Annotated in this window: 15 protein-coding genes; 1 reads left to right on the top strand and 14 read right to left on the bottom strand. The window is 67.3% G+C overall.

Translation table 11 applies throughout. From position 1 onward, the window contains the following. Positions 1-190: 190 nt before the first annotated feature. Positions 191-1867 carry an alkaline phosphatase D family protein gene (locus AACH00_RS15150; protein WP_341400004.1) on the top strand — a complete coding sequence of 559 codons (1677 nt, stop codon included), beginning with the start codon at positions 191-193 and terminating at the stop codon, positions 1865-1867. Between the two features lie 13 nt (positions 1868-1880). Here AACH00_RS15150 and AACH00_RS15145 read toward each other — a convergent pair whose 3' ends face one another. From AACH00_RS15145 to fliF, 14 genes are all read right to left on the bottom strand, one after another. Continuing rightward, positions 1881-3581: a response regulator gene (locus AACH00_RS15145; RefSeq protein WP_341400003.1), complete on the bottom strand. Its 1701-nt coding sequence runs from the start codon at positions 3579-3581 to the stop codon at positions 1881-1883. Next, on the bottom strand, positions 3578-4342 hold the full coding sequence (fliR, locus tag AACH00_RS15140; protein ID WP_341400002.1) for a flagellar biosynthetic protein FliR: 765 nt from the start codon (positions 4340-4342) through the stop codon (positions 3578-3580). The genes AACH00_RS15145 and fliR overlap by 4 nt, the downstream gene beginning before the upstream one ends. 20 nt (positions 4343-4362) lie before the next feature. Continuing rightward, a complete protein-coding gene (gene fliQ, locus AACH00_RS15135; RefSeq protein ID WP_341400001.1) occupies positions 4363-4635 on the bottom strand; it encodes a flagellar biosynthesis protein FliQ in 273 nt (90 codons plus the stop codon). 15 nt (positions 4636-4650) lie between these two features. Next, on the bottom strand, positions 4651-5451 hold the full coding sequence (gene fliP, locus AACH00_RS15130) for a flagellar type III secretion system pore protein FliP (RefSeq protein ID WP_341400000.1): 801 nt from the start codon (positions 5449-5451) through the stop codon (positions 4651-4653). Continuing rightward, positions 5435-5803, bottom strand: coding sequence for a FliO/MopB family protein (locus AACH00_RS15125; protein ID WP_341399999.1), 369 nt, complete (start codon positions 5801-5803; stop codon positions 5435-5437). The genes fliP and AACH00_RS15125 overlap by 17 nt, the downstream gene beginning before the upstream one ends. A 48-nt stretch (positions 5804-5851) precedes the next feature. After that, positions 5852-6289: a flagellar motor switch protein FliN gene (gene fliN, locus AACH00_RS15120; protein ID WP_341399998.1), complete on the bottom strand. Its 438-nt coding sequence runs from the start codon at positions 6287-6289 to the stop codon at positions 5852-5854. Further along, positions 6279-7283, bottom strand: a complete 1005-nt coding sequence (fliM, locus tag AACH00_RS15115; RefSeq protein ID WP_341399997.1) for a flagellar motor switch protein FliM — start codon at positions 7281-7283, stop codon at positions 6279-6281. The genes fliN and fliM overlap by 11 nt, the downstream gene beginning before the upstream one ends. 40 nt (positions 7284-7323) lie before the next feature. Continuing rightward, the gene (locus AACH00_RS15110) at positions 7324-7944 is read right to left on the bottom strand and encodes a flagellar basal body-associated FliL family protein (protein WP_341399996.1); all 621 of its coding nucleotides are present in this window, start codon (positions 7942-7944) and stop codon (positions 7324-7326) included. Positions 7945-8091: 147 nt separating this feature from the next. Next, entirely contained in the window at positions 8092-9249 is a 1158-nt protein-coding gene (locus AACH00_RS15105; RefSeq protein WP_341399995.1) for a flagellar hook-length control protein FliK, read from the bottom strand. Positions 9250-9275: 26 nt separating this feature from the next. Continuing rightward, positions 9276-9734, bottom strand: a complete 459-nt coding sequence (fliJ, locus tag AACH00_RS15100; RefSeq protein WP_341399994.1) for a flagellar export protein FliJ — start codon at positions 9732-9734, stop codon at positions 9276-9278. Positions 9735-9759: 25 nt separating this feature from the next. Then, complete coding sequence (gene fliI / locus AACH00_RS15095) at positions 9760-11187, bottom strand: flagellar protein export ATPase FliI (protein WP_423221945.1); 1428 nt, start codon at positions 11185-11187, stop codon at positions 9760-9762. Then, entirely contained in the window at positions 11184-12071 is an 888-nt protein-coding gene (locus AACH00_RS15090; RefSeq protein ID WP_341399993.1) for a FliH/SctL family protein, read from the bottom strand. The genes fliI and AACH00_RS15090 overlap by 4 nt, the downstream gene beginning before the upstream one ends. Continuing rightward, positions 12058-13068 carry a flagellar motor switch protein FliG gene (gene fliG, locus AACH00_RS15085; RefSeq protein WP_341399992.1) on the bottom strand — a complete coding sequence of 337 codons (1011 nt, stop codon included), beginning with the start codon at positions 13066-13068 and terminating at the stop codon, positions 12058-12060. Before fliG ends, AACH00_RS15090 begins: the two co-directional genes overlap by 14 nt. Positions 13069-13100: 32 nt before the next feature. After that, positions 13101-14834, bottom strand: a complete 1734-nt coding sequence (gene fliF / locus AACH00_RS15080; RefSeq protein WP_423221944.1) for a flagellar basal-body MS-ring/collar protein FliF — start codon at positions 14832-14834, stop codon at positions 13101-13103. Between the last annotated feature and the right edge of the window lie 155 nt (positions 14835-14989).

Here is a 14989-nt window from a genome sequence, read left to right as displayed (position 1 = left end):
GGGCTTGGTGGACATGCCAGCCCCAAGCCAGCCATCGCCACCTCGGCCACCCCACACCAGCACCTCGCTGCCCCATGTTCAGGGGGTGCCCGCGTATCCGGCCGTGACAGCAAGATGCGTTTCGTCACCAAATTGTCTTGGCACGCACCTACCCTGCGGAGCTTCCACACCCGAATACTCAGGAGTCACCATGGGCCGCCCCAGCCAATTGCCACCCGCCCGCCCGGGCCCGCATCGTCGCGATTTCTTCAAGCGCTCAGGCGCCGCCGCCGTGGCCATGGCCGCTGTCGGCCCGCTGCTGCCGGGTGCAGCCGAAGCTGCCAAGGGCGAGTTCCAGCATGGCGTGGCCAGTGGTGATCCGCTGTCCGACCGCGTCATCCTCTGGACCCGCGTGACGCTGACCAAGCCGCGCGAGCGCTTCGCCGTGAACTACACCGTGGCCCTCGACCCCGCCATGACCCAAGTCGTGCGCAGCGGCACCACCCGTACCGACGTGGGCCAGGACTGCACGGTCAAGATCGACGTCGACGGCCTGCAACCTGGCACCACCTACTACTACGCCTTCAGCGTGGGCAAGTCGGTCTCGCCCATCGGCCGCACCCGCACGCTGCCGGTCGGCACGGTGGACCAGCTCCGCATGGCCGTGGTCAGCTGCTCGAACTTCGCCTACGGCTACTTCAATGCCTACCGCCGCATTGCCGAGCGCGCCGACCTGGACCTGGTCGTGCACCTGGGCGACTACCTGTATGAATACGGCAGCGGCCAGTACGGCAGCCTGCGCGCGTGTGAGCCCGCGCACGAGATCGTCAGCCTGGAAGACTATCGCCAGCGCCACGCCCAGTACAAGCGTGATGCCGACGCCCAGGAAATGCACCGCCAGCACCCGATGGTTGCCATCTGGGACGACCACGAAACCGCCAACGACGCCTACAACGCCGGCGCCCAGAACCACACCCCGGGCACTGAAGGTGAATGGCCGGCCCGCGTGGCTGCGGCCCTGCAGGCCTACTTCGAGTGGATGCCGGTGCGCATGGTCAGCAAGAAGGACCCGCGCAAGGACAACCGCCGCTTCCTGTTCGGCGACCTGGTCGACCTGACGATGCTGGAAGAGCGCCTTGGCGCCCGCAGCCAGCAATTGCCGGCCACCATTGATTCACCGCTGGGCAAGGTGTTTGTGCAGGCCGGCCCGTTCACCGACCCGACCCGCACCCTGCTGGGCGATGCACAGGAGAAGTGGCTGATCAAGGGCCTGCGCAACTCGCCGGCCCGCTGGAAGCTGCTGGGCCAGGGCGTGATGTTTGCGCAGCTGAAGGCCCAAGGCGCACCGAATTCGGCCGGTGGCGGCGCCTTCCTGAACTCCGACCAGTGGGACGGCTACCAGCCAGCCCGTGACCGCATCTACGCCGCCATCAAGGGCAGCGACGGTGGCGCCCCCATCGGCAACCTGTTGGTGCTGACCGGCGACATCCACAGCTCGTGGGTGGCTGAGCTCACGCAAGATCCGAACAACGCGGACGTGACCACCGGCGGCTACAACCCGGCCACCGGCCAGGGCGCGCTGGCGGTCGAGTTTGTCGGCACGTCCGTCACGTCGCCGGGTGTGAATGACCCGCAAGGCAGCACGGCCGCGTACCTGAAGAGCCAGAACCCGCACTTCAAGTACATCGACCTGAACCAGCGCGGCTACATGCTGCTCGACATCAACCGCGACCGCGTGGTGACCGAGTACTGGCACCTCGACACCGTGACCAGCATCAGCTCGGCACAGCACATGTCCAGCGCCTGGCAAGTGCGCAACGGCGTGGTGCAGGTGACCACCGCCAGCCAGACCCCGGCACGCCCGTCGGCTCCGGCACCCGCACCCTGATCGGGTGAGGGCTTCAGGCCGCCGACGCCGGGATGGCGGGCGGCGGCCTGCCCACCTGGCGGCGATGCGCCGGGCTCTTGGTGCGCAGGCGCAAGCGCCCTGCCCCGTCATCGTCCAGGCCCACCGGCACGGCGGTGCTGGGGCGCTGTCCAGCCAGCTGCCGCACCGCCTGCAGCTCCTGCTGCAAGGCGGGCAGATCCGGCAGGGCGTCAGCGTAGTTGTTGACCAGGCCCTGGGCGGTTTCCACGAACTTCAGGTTCAGCGTGCTGCGGCCATGCGCCAGCAGGGCGGCCACCGCACGGTCCGGTGCGCCGGAGAGGCTGAACATCATGGCTTTCTCGGCCAGCGCGGCGATGTGCTGGTGCTCGGCCCGCATCACTTCGGCATGCGCCGGGTGCGATTGCGACACCGTCACCAGCAACTCGGTGATGCCGCGTGCGCCAACGAAGCGGCGAGCAATGCGCTGCACCCACAGCTCGGCGTCCGGCAGGTTCAGTTCGGCCTCGGCCAGCTGTGACAAGAGGCTGAGCAGATTGCAGGCCGCCTCGATGTCGAAGTCAGGCGTGTGTATTGCCGCCGACATGCGCTTCAGGCGCTCGACCACCTGGCCCACCTGGCGCTGCAGCATCAGCTCCAGCACCTCCATCACGCTGCGGAAGCGCTGCAGACGTGGGCTGCCCGGCACGCGGTCCAGCACGCGCTGCAATTCGGTCTTGCAGCGCGACAGACCCTTGGCGTCGCGCTGGCGGAACCGCACGATGGCCAGCAGCACCAGCACCTGCAGGTCAAACAGCTTGGAGTCCTGGCCCAGCACCACGGCCTTGTCCAGCGACTTGGCCGCTGTTTCCAGATCACCGTTGTAGAAGGCGAGCATGCCGAGCTTCTGCTGACGGCGAATCGCTCCCGGTGTCAGATCTGCGGCGCGCTGGTAGGTGGCCACGGCGGCATCGATCTGGCCGAGGGCCATCTGGGTACGACCCATCACGTCATAGGCGTCGGCAAACGTCGGCTCCTGGGCGATCAGGCTTTCGAGCGTGCGCAGTGCGGGCGTCACCTGCTGCTGGCCCAACTGGGCGCGGGCAATGCCCAGGCGCGCCCACGGCAAGGCCTGGTGCTTCACCACTTCATCCAGCAGGTGGCGGGCAGCCGCGTGCATGTCCAGCCGCAGCAGCAGCTCTGCACCTAAACGCGCGGCATACAGCCAGTACGGCGCACGGGCATGGAAACACACCGTGCACAGCTTGGCGGCCTGCTCGAAGTCACCCTTGTCGACGGCGGCGTAGATGGGCTCCAGCGCCAGCTTGCGACGGCGCGACTGGGCCACGCGGTCTTGCAGCGCCTGGGCCGTGAACGGCTTGATCAGGTAGCTGTCGAGCGCTGATTCGGCGGCCTCGGCCACCTTGGCATAGGTTCGCTCACCAGTCACCATGATGAACACGGTGGACCAGGGCAGCAGGTTGGCGCGGCGCAGCTCGTCGAGCAGCTCGGGCCCGCTTTGCGCGCGTGAGCCATCGCCCACGTTCACGCTCTGGAAATCCATCTCGCAGAGCACCACGTCATAGCTATGGCGCTCCAGCAGCTTGCGCGCTTCGCTGGCCCGGCCGCACTGGGCGGGCTGGGCCATGCCGAACTCGCGGAGTTGCGTGGCCATCACGCTGCGCGAGGTCGGGCTGGAATCGATGATCAGGGCGGAGCAGCCGCGCAGGTCGGTCACGGCTGGAAGATCTTCAACATCTTCTCCAGCGTCACGATGAACGGTGTCTGCATCATCGGCAGCATCGCCATCATGCCGACCAGGCCCACGCCCATGGTGATGGGAAAGCCGAGCGAGAAGATGTTGGATTGCGGTGCCACGCGTGAGATCACGCCCAGCACCAGGTTGACGAACAGCAGCATGGCGATCATCGGCATCGCGATCCACAAGCCCATGCTGAAGATCTGTGCGCCCCACTGGTGGGGCATCGTGGCCTTCAGGAACGCAAAGGGCTCGGGCGATACCGGGAAGGCGATCAGGCTTTGCACCACGGCCTGGATGACCGTGAGGTGGCCGTTCACCACGATGAACAGGAAGGCCACCAGCGTGCCGAAGAAGCGGCTGGAGGCCGTGGCCTGCGTGGCCGAAATCGGATCGAAGAAGCCCGAGAAGTTCATGCCCATCTGCAGGCCGGCAATCTCGCCAGCGAACTCGACCGCCGCAAACACCAGCCGCACCGCGAAGCCGATCGTCACGCCGATCAGCACCTGCTGCACCGCCAGCAACACCGCCACGGCCGAATCCAGCGGCACCGGCTCGATCGGCGGCACCAGGCCTGATGCCGACAAGGCCACCAGCATCGACAGACAGATGCGCACCCGCGCCGGCACCGTGCGCTGGCCCAGCACCGGCATGGTCTGGAACAGCGCCAGCACCCGCAGGGAGGGCCAGATCACCGGCGTGATCCAGGCCAGCAGCTGGGCTTCGGAAATCGTGATCACCCGGCGCGGCCTTCGCTGGTTCAGCCGGCCGCGGCCGTCGGGATCGACAGCAGCATGCTGCGCAGGTAATCAATCAGCGTGGTCATCATCCACGGGCCGGCAATCGCCATCACCGCCACCGCCGACACCAGCTTGGGCACAAACGTCAGCGTGGCTTCATTGATCTGGGTGGCGGCCTGGAAGATGCTGACCAGCACCCCCACCACCAGCACCGCAATCAGCATCGGGGCCGACACCGTCAGCAACATCCACAGGCCATGCTGACCGATGGTGAACACTTGGGAGGAATCCATGAAGGCCTCGTCTCGTCAGGTGGCAAAGCTGGCAGCCAGCGAGCCCAGCAGCAGGTTCCAGCCATCGGCCAGCACAAACAGCATGAGCTTGAAAGGCAGCGCCACCAGCACGGGTGACAGCATCATCATGCCCAGCGACATCAGCACGCTGGCCACGATCATGTCGATGATCAGGAAGGGAATGAAGATCAGGAAGCCGATCTGGAAAGCGGTCTTCAGCTCGCTCGTCACGAAGGCCGGCACCAGCACCTTCAGCGGCACGTCCTCGCCCTTCACGGCGGGGTCGAGCTTGGCCAGCGAGGCGAACAGCTGCACATCCGACTGGCGCGTCTGCTTGAGCATGAAGGTGCGCATCGGCCCCTCACCACGCTTGAGCGCTTCGGTGAAGTCGATCTGGTTGGTCGAGTACGGCGCCCAGGCGGTTTCATACACCTTGTCCAGCGTGGGCGACATGACGAAGAAGGTCAGGAACAGGCTCAGGCCGATGATGACCTGGTTGGGCGGCGCGGCCTGCGTGCCCATGGCCTGGCGCAGGAGCGACAGCACGATGACGATGCGGGTGAAGCCCGTCATCAGCAGCAGCACCGCCGGCAGGAAGGACAGCGCCGTGAAGAACAGCAGCGTCTGCACCGGCACCGAGTAGCTGTTGCCACCGGCGCCCTGCCCCACCATCAGGGGCAGCACCGGCCCGCTCGGCGGCACGGGCTGTGCGCCGGCATGCAGTGGCAGGGCCACGGCCACGGCGGCAAGGGCCACCACGGCCAGGCTGCGGGCGATGTGTCGGGTGGCCTTCACGGTGTCAGCGCGCGTCGTCATTCGCGCCCCCGGGGTTGTTGCTGGTGCGCCAGCGGTGGATGAGCTGCTGCACCGGGTCGGCATGCGGGCTGCGCAGCGCTTCGGGCACCTGGTCGGGGGCGGCCAGCGTGGTCAGGTTGGTGATGCGGTCAGGGCTCACGCCCAGCACCAGCCACTGGCCTGCGGCACCGGTGTTGAGTTCGACGATCACCACGCGTTGCGAGGGCGACAGCGACAGGCTGGCCACATGGCGCAGCAGGCCGGCCTGGCCCGGGCCACCCAGGCCGCCGCGGCGCAGCAGCCACAGCACGGCCGGAATGGCCAGCACCACGGCCACCAGGGCCAGCAGCGGGGTCAGCGAAGAGAAGTTCATTCAATGCTTTCAGAGATCAGACGCAGCAGGCAGCAGGCAGCAGGCAGGTCACAGCCGGCTCAGGCGCCGCATGCGCTCGCTCGGCGTGACGATGTCGGTGAGGCGGATACCGAACTTGTCGTTCACCACCACCACCTCGCCCTGGGCAATGAGGAAGCCGTTGACCAGCACGTCCATCGGCTCACCGGCCAGTGCGTCGAGCTCCACCACCGAGCCCTGGGCCAGCTGGAGGATGTTCTTGATCGGGATGCGAGTGCGGCCCAACTCCACCGTCAGCTGGACAGGGATGTCCAGGATCATGTTGATGTCGTTGGCGTTGCCCGCGCTCACGCCGGTGGGCGAGAAGTTGGTGAACGAGGCCGGCGACACCTGCTCGGCCGGGGCGGCCACCTCACTGGCCACGTCCGGGCCCTTGGATTCAGCCAGGGCCGCGGCCCAGGCATCGGCCATGTCGTCTTGTTCGGAAGGTGCGGCGTCATTGGGCATTGGTATCTCCCAGCCAGCCCAGGGTGGAGCCGGTCAGCATGCGATCGATCTTGATGGCGTAGTTGCCATCGGAGGTGCCGTAGTGGCAGTCAAAAACAGGAACCCCGTCCACCTTGGCCTGGATCATGGGCTCGAGGTCGAGCTCGATGAAGTCGCCCGGCTTCAGCGCCAGCAGCTGCTCCACCGTGGCCGGGGCAGTGCCCAGCTCGGCCACCAGGTCCACTTCGGCCGACTGGATCTGCTCTTTCAGCAAGGTGATCCAGCGGTGGTCAGGTTCGACCGAGTCGCCCTGCATCGACGAATACAGCACGTCCCGGATGGGCTCCAGCGTCGAGTACGGAATGCAGAAGTGCACCGAGCCCGAGGTGTCGCCGATTTCCAGCGTGAACGAGGTGGCCACCACGATTTCACTCGGCGTGGCGATGTTGGCGAACTGCGGCTGCATCTCCGAGCGCTGGTATTCCAGCTCCAGCGGATAGATGCCGTGCCAGGCCCGCTTGTACTCGGCGATGATGGTCTCGACCAGGCGCTGGATGACGCGCTGCTCGGTGGCCGAGAAATCACGGCCTTCGATGCGGGTGTGGAACTTGCCGGCGCCGCCGAACAGCGAGTCGATGACGGCGAACACGATGCTCGGATCACACACGATCAGGCCCGAGCCGCGCAATGGCCGCACCTGGACGATGTTGAAGTTGGTGGGCACCACGATCTCGCGCAGGAAGGCGCTGTACTTCTGCACCTTGATGCCGCCGATCGAGACTTCCGGGCTCTTGCGGATGAGGTTGAACAGGCCCACGCGGATGTTGCGTGCAAAGCGCTCGCCGATGATTTCCATCGTCGGCATGCGGCCCCGGACGATGCGCTCCTGGCTGGCCAGGTCGTACGTGCGGATACCACCGGTGGGCGCTTCTTCCTGCTCGAGCTTCTGGCTCTCGCCGGTGATGCCCTGCAGCAGGGCATCCACTTCATCCTGGGAAAGAATTTGCTGGTTCATGGGCGGGCACCCTGTGGTCGCTGGATGCGGGCGCTGCCGTTCACTGGATGATGAACGACGAGAACTGCACGGACTTGATCGGCGAGTCGTCGATCGAGTCGTAGTTGCGCTTCTTCTTCTTCGACCCTGGCGGCGGCGGCTCCTCGTCCTCGTCCTCGAGTTCGATGTGCATCGGCTGCACCGCGACGCGCAGGATCTGGCGGGCCAGCTTTTCCTTGCCGTCAGGCTGGGTCATGTCGGCCGAAGTCTTGTGCGAGAGCAGCAGCAGGATGTTGTTGCGGATGGCCGGCATGTAGGCCTTGATGGTGTCGCCCGCCTTGGCGTCTTCCACCTCCAGCGTGATGCCGATCTGCGCATAGCGGTCGGCGTCGCGGTCGGCGAGGTTCACCACGAAGTTCTCGAGCGGCACGAAGGCCGGCAAGCTGTGCTTGTCGTCCTTCTTCTTTTCCTTCTTCTTTTCCTTCTTCTCGACGTGCGCGGTTTCTTCGCCGTCTTCACCGGCGGCCGCCTCTTCGTCAGCGGCCTTCTTCTTCATCATGAAGAACGCACCACCACCCACCAGTGCCAGCACGAGCACGGCGGCAATGATGATGATCATCTTCTTCTTGCCCTTCGGGGGCGCGGCATCACCGGCGGGTGCGGCGGGTGCGGCTGCAGACATGGCGACTCCTTGCGTAAGAGGGATGCCCGCTCGGCCGAGTGCGAACGATTTGGCATCCTGATGCGCTGATTATTGGGAGCCGCCCCCTTGGGCGAAGCCGTGAAAAGCGGGGTAAACCGGGCCACTCTGTGGCCGGATCACCCGGCTTCAGGCGTAGAGGTCGAGCAGGCCCTGGCGCCTCACGGCGGCAGCGGGCACGGCGGGCAGGCCACTGAAGCCGCCCCGCCCGCCCAGGCCGTCCCGGGCGTCGCGGTTGTCAGAGGCGGCACGGGCCTGGGCCGACGACTGGCCCTGGCCCTGCGCGTTCTGCCGGCTCTGGTCGCTCACGCTGCCACCACTCAGCGACAGGCCGACCTCGCCCAGCGCTTCCGCCAGTTGTGATAAGGCCTCACTCAAGGCGGCGCGGGTGCTGGCCACGTCAGCGCCCAGGTCGATCCGGGTCTGGCCGTCGGCCACGGCAATGCGCACTTCAATCGGACCCAGCTCACGCGGATGCAGTTCCAGGCGCGCATGCTCCACGCCGTCCTGCAGCCAGGTGCTGAGCTGCACGCCCAGCGCCTGCGGAAAGGCCGGGTGCTCGGGCGGCATCGGGAGGCTGGCTTCGGCCGTGGGCTTCGGCGTCTCCACGGCCGGCGTGCTGTCGTGCTGGGCGCGGGCAGACGGGTCCACCACGGCGCCGAGGCTGGGCAGGTTGCCGTCGCTGGCGGGCAGGCTCACCGGCTGCTCGTCAGTGCGGGCGCGGCTGGCCTCCGCAGCGGCTTCACCGGCCGCTTCACCTGCGTCGGGCAGGCGGAACACGGGTTTGTCGCGCTGCAGGCTGGTCTCTTCAGTGTCGGCCTGGCCACGGGCTGATTCCAGGCCGGCATCGGCGCGCAAGCCATGTCGGCCGCCCTTGCCGTGTGCGGCGGTGTCTTTCAGCGCGTCCAGCGCGTCGCCCTCGCCTTCGGCGTTGCTGGTGCCGGCCTGCGCGTCAACCGGCGGCAGCTGCAGGCTGCGCCACCAGGCGGGCTGTGCAGTCGCGTCATCGGGTCTGGCGGTGTCGGCGGGCTTGGCGGCGTTGCTGGCGGCCTGCGCGTCCGGATTGATGTCGCTCTCCTTGTCGCCCTGCGCATCATCGGCGCGCGCCTTGGCGCCCTGGCCACTGTCGGCGCGCGCGTCATCGGCGGCGGCGTCGGTGTGGCCCTTGAGCAACTTGGCGAAGCTGGCGGCCTGGGCCGCGTTGTCGGCCCCTTCCTGGCGGCGCGGGCCATGGCGGTGGCCGACGGGCTTGACGGGGGCGATGGGGGAGCTGGCGTCGACGGGCATATCGTGTCCTCGGTACTTCAGGAGGTTCAGTTGGCAGCCAGGCCGCCACGGGCAGCCCGGCCCAGCCGCTGGGCGGCTTCATCGAATGTCTTCTGTTCGCGGCGCTGGGCCACCTGCAGCGCGGCCTGCTGCCGGCGCTCGATCAGGCGACGCACGGTGGCCAGCTTCATCTCGCGGTGGCGCAGCACCTTCAGTGCGGCGGCCACGCGGTCAGCGGTCTGCCGCGCGGTGGCTTGCTGGGTGGTGATGGCCTGGTCCAGCCGCTGCACGAAGCCGTGGTAGCAGCGCACGATCTCGATCGGCGCTGACTTGGCAAATTGCGCCGACCAGCGATTGCGGTATTCCTCGCGGTACTGCACCAACGAATCGGCCTGCTGGCTGGCGTTCTCGGCCGCACGCTGGGCGTCGCGCCAGGCCGCCAGCGCGTCATCCCGCTTGCGGGTCTCGCGCTCGATCAGGATCTGCATGGTGTGCTGGCGGTCCATCGCGGCTCCTCGGTGGTATCAGTGCTCACGCTGACGGGTTCAGCCGCAGCAGCTGCTGGCTGCTGGCGATCAGGCTGGCGCCGTCGTGCATGTCTTGCTGCAGCAAGGCCATCAATGGCGGGTTCACGCGCACGGCGGCGTCCAGCTCCGGGTCAGCGCCGGGCACATAGGCGCCCAGCTGGATCAGGTCGCGGGCGCGGTTGAATTTCGAGAGCCACTGGCGGGCACGCCGGGCGCCTTCGAGGTGCTCACGCGGGGCCACGGCGTTCATCACGCGGGAGATGGATTTCTCCACGTCGATGGCCGGGAAGTGGCCGCTTTCAGCGAGCTCGCGCGAGAGCACGATGTGGCCGTCGAGAATGCCTCGGGCCGCATCGGCGATCGGATCCTGCGGATCGTCGCCTTCAGTCAGCACTGTGTAGAACGCGGTGATCGAGCCCACGCCGTTCAGGCCGTTGCCCGAGCGTTCCACCAGCTGCGGCAGCTTGGCAAAGCAGCTGGGCGGGTAACCCTTGGTGGCGGGCGGCTCACCGATGGCGAGCGCAATTTCACGCTGGGCCATGGCGTAACGGGTGAGCGAATCCATCAGCAGCAGCACATGCTGGCCGCGGTCACGGAAGTGTTCGGCAATGGCGGTGGCGTAGCTGGCGCCCTGCATGCGCACCAGCGGCGGCGCATCAGCGGGCGCGGCCACCACCACGGCGCGCTTCAGGCCCTCGTCGCCGAGGATATCTTCGATGAATTCCTTGACTTCACGGCCCCGCTCACCGATCAGCCCGACGACGATCACGTCGGCGGCGGTGTAGCGCGCCATCATGCCCAGCAGCACCGACTTGCCGACGCCGGTGCCGGCGAACAGGCCCAGTCGCTGGCCACGGCCCACGGTGAGCAGCGCATTGATGGCCCGCACGCCAGTGTCCAGCGGCTGGCGCACGGGGTCGCGGTCCATGGCGTTGATGGCGCGGCGCACCATCGGCTCGTTGTGCACCTGCTCGATCGGGCCGCCACGGTCCATCGGCTGGCCGTGGGCGTCCACCACGCGACCCAGCAGGCCGTCGCCCATCGGCAGGTGCAGGCCGCGGTCTTCGCTGCGGCGCCAGGGGTGGTTGTCAACGCCCAGGCGCGGGGCCACCTGGGCCACCGGCAGCGGCACCACGCGGGCACCGCTGGCCAGGCCATGCAGCTCGCCGGTGGGCATCAGGTAGGCGCGGTCGCCATTGAAGCCCACCACCTCGGCCGTCACCGGCTTGTCGCCCGGCATGTTGACCGAGCACACGGCGCCCACGGGCGCACGCACGCCGGCGGCTTCCAGCACCAGCCCGGTGACGCGCACCAGCGTGCCTTCCATCTCCAGCGGGCGTGGCAGGGCGGCGTAGTGGCGCATGTCCTGCAGGAAACGCGGCCAGCGCTCAGCCGGCGTGACAGGGTTCTCGGCGCGACGCTGGGCGCTCATGGGGCGGCCTCCAGCGTGGTGTCATTCGCAACGTCCGTGGCAACGTCATTCGCAATGGCGTCCACAACGCCGTTCACGAGGTCCGGCGCCACTTCAGGCAAAGCGTCGGGCGCAGCCATCGGCGCCTCCCAGGCCACCGGTGCGTTGAACACGGCTGCGGCCTGCATCCAGCGTTGCTCGATCCGGGCATCCACCCGGCCGAGATCAGATTCCAGCAGGCAACCACCGCGCTCCACCTGCGCATCGGCCAGCAGCAGCACATCACGCGACTTCAAGGCGTCGGCCGCGCCCTGCGCCACCAGCGCCACGTCGTCAGGGTGCAGGCGCATGCGCAGCTGGCGGGCCGACAACATCAGCGCGGCCACGGCGTCCTGCGCCACCTGCGCCACCAGCTCGGGGCGCGTGGCAAGCTCGCTGCGCACCACCTGGCGGGCCAGCATCACGGCGCTGTCCATCAAGGCCTGGGCCATGTCGATTTCAAGTGCAGCCAGGCGAGCCTCGGTGCTGGCCAGCAGCGCGGTCATCTGCGCGCTGGTCTGCTGGGCAAACTGGCGCTTGGCGGCTTCCAGGGCCTCCAGGCCGTCGCGGTGGCCGTCGTGCCAGCCTTGCTGGCGGGCCTCTTGAACGCGGGTCAGCCAGTCGGCCTCGGTCGGGCCGGCGGGCTCGACCACGGGCTCAGGTGCCACCGGCTCGGGCTTGGGCGGGGCCGGGGCGCTCAGGCCGCCTTGCTGGCGCGAAACACCGGCAAAGGCGTCGGGCGTCCAGCTGGCGAAGTCCTGCAGCTCTTCACGCGGAATGAAGCGCGCATAGGCGTTGGCAGCGCGCGGTGTCGTGCCTTGCGGCGGCGGCACCTGGCGCGGGCCGTAGGGTTTAGAGGAAGTCATCCGCGCCTCCGGACGCCAGCACGATCTGACCTTCGTCCACCAGGCGGCGAACGATCTTCAGCATTTCCTTCTGCTCGGCTTCCACTTCAGACACACGCACCGGACCGCGCGATTCCAGGTCTTCGCGCAGCGTTTCGGCGGCACGGCTGGACATGTTGCGGAAGACCTTCTCGCGCAGGTCGGAGGTGGCGCCCTTGAGCGCCAGGATGAGCGAGTCGCTCTGCACTTCCTTCAGCACCGACTGGAAGCCCTTGTCGTCGAGCTTGTTCAGGTCCTCGAAGGTGAACATGTTGTCCATGATCTTCTGGGCCAGGTCGTTGTCGGCTTCGCGGATGTAGTCCAGCGCCGAGGTTTCCACCGACGAGCCCATCATGTTGATGATCTCGGCCGCGGCCTTCACGCCACCCAGCGACGCCTTCTTCAGGCGATCACCACCGGCCAGGATCTTGCTCATCACCTCGTTCAGGTCCTTCAGCGCGGTCGGCTGGATGCCGTCGAGCGTGGCGATGCGGATCAGCACTTCATTGCGCTGGCGCTCGGTGAACAGCTTGAGCACCGACGAGGCCTGGTCCTGGTCCAGGTGCACCAGGATGGCGGCAATGATCTGCGGGTGTTCGTTGCGCAGCAGCTCGGCCACCGAGCCGGCGTCCATCCACTTCAGGCTTTCGATGCCGCTCACATCGCTGCCCTGCAGGATGCGGTCGATCAGCATGTTGGCCTTGTCGTCGCCCAGCGCCTTGCGCAGCACGGCCTTGACGTATTCGTCGGTGTCGGCCACCAGGCTGTGCTGCTCTTTCGCCAGCTCGGTGAACTTGTCGAGCACCTGCTCCACGCGCTCGCGCGGAATGATCTTCATCTTGGCGATGGTTTCGCCCAGCTTCTGCACTTCCTTCGGGCCGAGGTGCTTGAAGACGGAGGCCGCCTCCTCCTCGCCCAGCGACATGAGCAGGATTGCGGCGTTTTCCGCGCCTTCGTCGTCGTTGTTCTTGCCAGCCATGTGGATGCTCGCCTGCTTTGTCTTCGTCTGGATCAGGCCACCGGCTCGCCGGTAACCCACTCACGCATGATGTTGGCCACCGCCACCGGGTTCTCCCGGGCCAGCTTGCGGGCCGCTTCGAGCTTGCTGTTTTCCTGCGGTGCTTCGAGGGCTGGCAGGCCGCCCTCGGCCCCTTCGAGCGCCGGCAGGCCGGTCTCGTCGTCGATCACCGCATTCAATTGCCCGCCCTTGTTCTCGATGGCGGTCAGCTCGGTCTCAGCCGGTGCGGGCGGCGGTGGCGGCGGTGCCAGCGCGCTCATCACCGAAGGCTTGATGACGCCGAAGATCAGGCCCAGGGCCACCAGCGCCAGGGCCAGCGGCACGGCACCGGTGCGCAGCAGATCCAGCAGCCAGGCTTGCTTCCACCAAGGCAGCTCGTCGCCAGCGGCCGGCGGCTCGATCTGGAATGGCGCATTGATGACCTTGACCGAGTCACCACGCTCCTTGTTGTAGCCCACCGCTTCCTGCACCAGGGCGGTCAGCTTCTCCATTTCCTCGGGCGTCAGCGGCACGGTGCTGGTCTTGCCCTTGGGGTCGGTGCTGGTGCGGTGGTTCACCACCAGCGCGGCATTGATGCGGCGCACGTTGCCGGTGGCGTTGCGGGTCACCCGCACGGTCTTGTCGACCTCGTAGTTGGTGACGTTTTCCTTCTTGGCGCCGCCGCCCGAGCCGCCGGTCTGCGCCGGCTGCAGCGGTGCGGCCGCGCCGTTCACCGGAGCCGTGGCAGGCACTGGCGGCTGGTTGGTGGCAGCACCCGGCACGCCGGCCGGCACAGCCTGGCCCGGCAGGGTCGATTCCATCGATTGCTGGCTGCGCACGGCGGCCGGCTCATTGCCCTGGTTGGGGCGGTATTGCTCGGAGGTGGCTTCGCTCTGCGAGAAATCCACATCGGCCACCACGGTGGCGCGCAGGTTGTCGCGGCCCACCACCGGCTCGATGATGTCCTGCACCCGCTTGAGGTAGCTGGCCTCGATCTGGCGCACGTACTGCAGCTGCTGCTCGTCGAGCGACTTGCCGGCGTCTTCACCGGGGCCCGACAGCAACTGGCCGCGCTGGTCGAGCACGCTCACCGATTTGGCATTGAGTTCCGGCACGCTGGACGACACCAGATGCACGATGGCGGCGGCCTGGCCACGGTCCAGCGTGCGGCCGGGGTGCAGCGTCAGCATCACGCTGGCACTGGGCTTTTGCTGTTCACGGAAGAAGCCATTCTGGTTCGGCAGCGCCAGGTGCACACGCGCCTCTTCCACGCCATCGAGCTTGGTGATGGTGCGCACCAGCTCGCCTTCCAGGGCGCGCTGCATGCTCATGCGCTCCTGGCGGTCGGTCTGGCCGAATTTGGCGTTGTCGAGCAGTTCGTTGCCCGCCACCTGGGCCTTGGGCAGGCCGGCTGCGGCCAGCTTCATCTTCACGTCGTACATGCGTTCGGCAGGCACCAGCAAGGCGCCGCCGCCTTCGCTATGCTTGTACGGCACGTTCATCTGGGTCAGCTGCGCAATGATGGCGCCGGCTTCCTTGTCGGGCAGGTTGGCGTAGAGCACCTTCCAGTCGCCCTTGTTGGCCCACAGCACCATCGCCACCACCGTGGCCAGCAAGGCGGCCACCGCCACCCCGAGCTTCATCTTGGAAGCGGGCGGCAAAGCAGTCAGCTTGCCAACCACCGTGGTCGGCGCATCCGCAGGCACAAGCGGAAGAGGGGTAGAAGCAGGAACGACAGCTTGGTCCATGGTCGAGGCAGCAACTCGACCGTGGTTCAGACGGCCGATTGGATAGGAACGCCCTGATTGTTGGACAGCCACCCGCCTGGCCATGGGGTGAGAAGCCCCGCGAACGCCCGGCAGTTCCAACCATCAGGAGCCCCGCTGCTCCCTAAGATGACGAC

The sequence above is a fragment of the Ideonella margarita genome (assembly GCF_038066635.1).
Taxonomy (GTDB): Bacteria; Pseudomonadota; Gammaproteobacteria; order Burkholderiales; family Burkholderiaceae_C; genus Ideonella; species Ideonella margarita.
The sequence above is the reverse complement of the archived record's forward strand: the minus strand, read 5'-3'. Positions and strand labels throughout refer to the sequence as shown.

Coding starts and splice junctions, on each gene's coding strand:
- fliG (WP_341399992.1), bottom strand. CDS start 13,068: ATGGCTGGCAAGAACAACGACGACGAAGGCGCGGAAAACGCCGCAATC.
- fliF (WP_423221944.1), bottom strand. CDS start 14,834: ATGGACCAAGCTGTCGTTCCTGCTTCTACCCCTCTTCCGCTTGTGCCT.
- AACH00_RS15090 (WP_341399993.1), bottom strand. CDS start 12,071: ATGACTTCCTCTAAACCCTACGGCCCGCGCCAGGTGCCGCCGCCGCAA.
- AACH00_RS15110 (WP_341399996.1), bottom strand. CDS start 7,944: ATGTCTGCAGCCGCACCCGCCGCACCCGCCGGTGATGCCGCGCCCCCG.
- fliI (WP_423221945.1), bottom strand. CDS start 11,187: ATGAGCGCCCAGCGTCGCGCCGAGAACCCTGTCACGCCGGCTGAGCGC.
- AACH00_RS15105 (WP_341399995.1), bottom strand. CDS start 9,249: ATGCCCGTCGACGCCAGCTCCCCCATCGCCCCCGTCAAGCCCGTCGGC.
- fliN (WP_341399998.1), bottom strand. CDS start 6,289: ATGCCCAATGACGCCGCACCTTCCGAACAAGACGACATGGCCGATGCC.
- AACH00_RS15125 (WP_341399999.1), bottom strand. CDS start 5,803: ATGAACTTCTCTTCGCTGACCCCGCTGCTGGCCCTGGTGGCCGTGGTG.
- fliM (WP_341399997.1), bottom strand. CDS start 7,283: ATGAACCAGCAAATTCTTTCCCAGGATGAAGTGGATGCCCTGCTGCAG.
- AACH00_RS15150 (WP_341400004.1), top strand. CDS start 191: ATGGGCCGCCCCAGCCAATTGCCACCCGCCCGCCCGGGCCCGCATCGT.
- fliJ (WP_341399994.1), bottom strand. CDS start 9,734: ATGGACCGCCAGCACACCATGCAGATCCTGATCGAGCGCGAGACCCGC.
- fliQ (WP_341400001.1), bottom strand. CDS start 4,635: ATGGATTCCTCCCAAGTGTTCACCATCGGTCAGCATGGCCTGTGGATG.
- fliP (WP_341400000.1), bottom strand. CDS start 5,451: ATGACGACGCGCGCTGACACCGTGAAGGCCACCCGACACATCGCCCGC.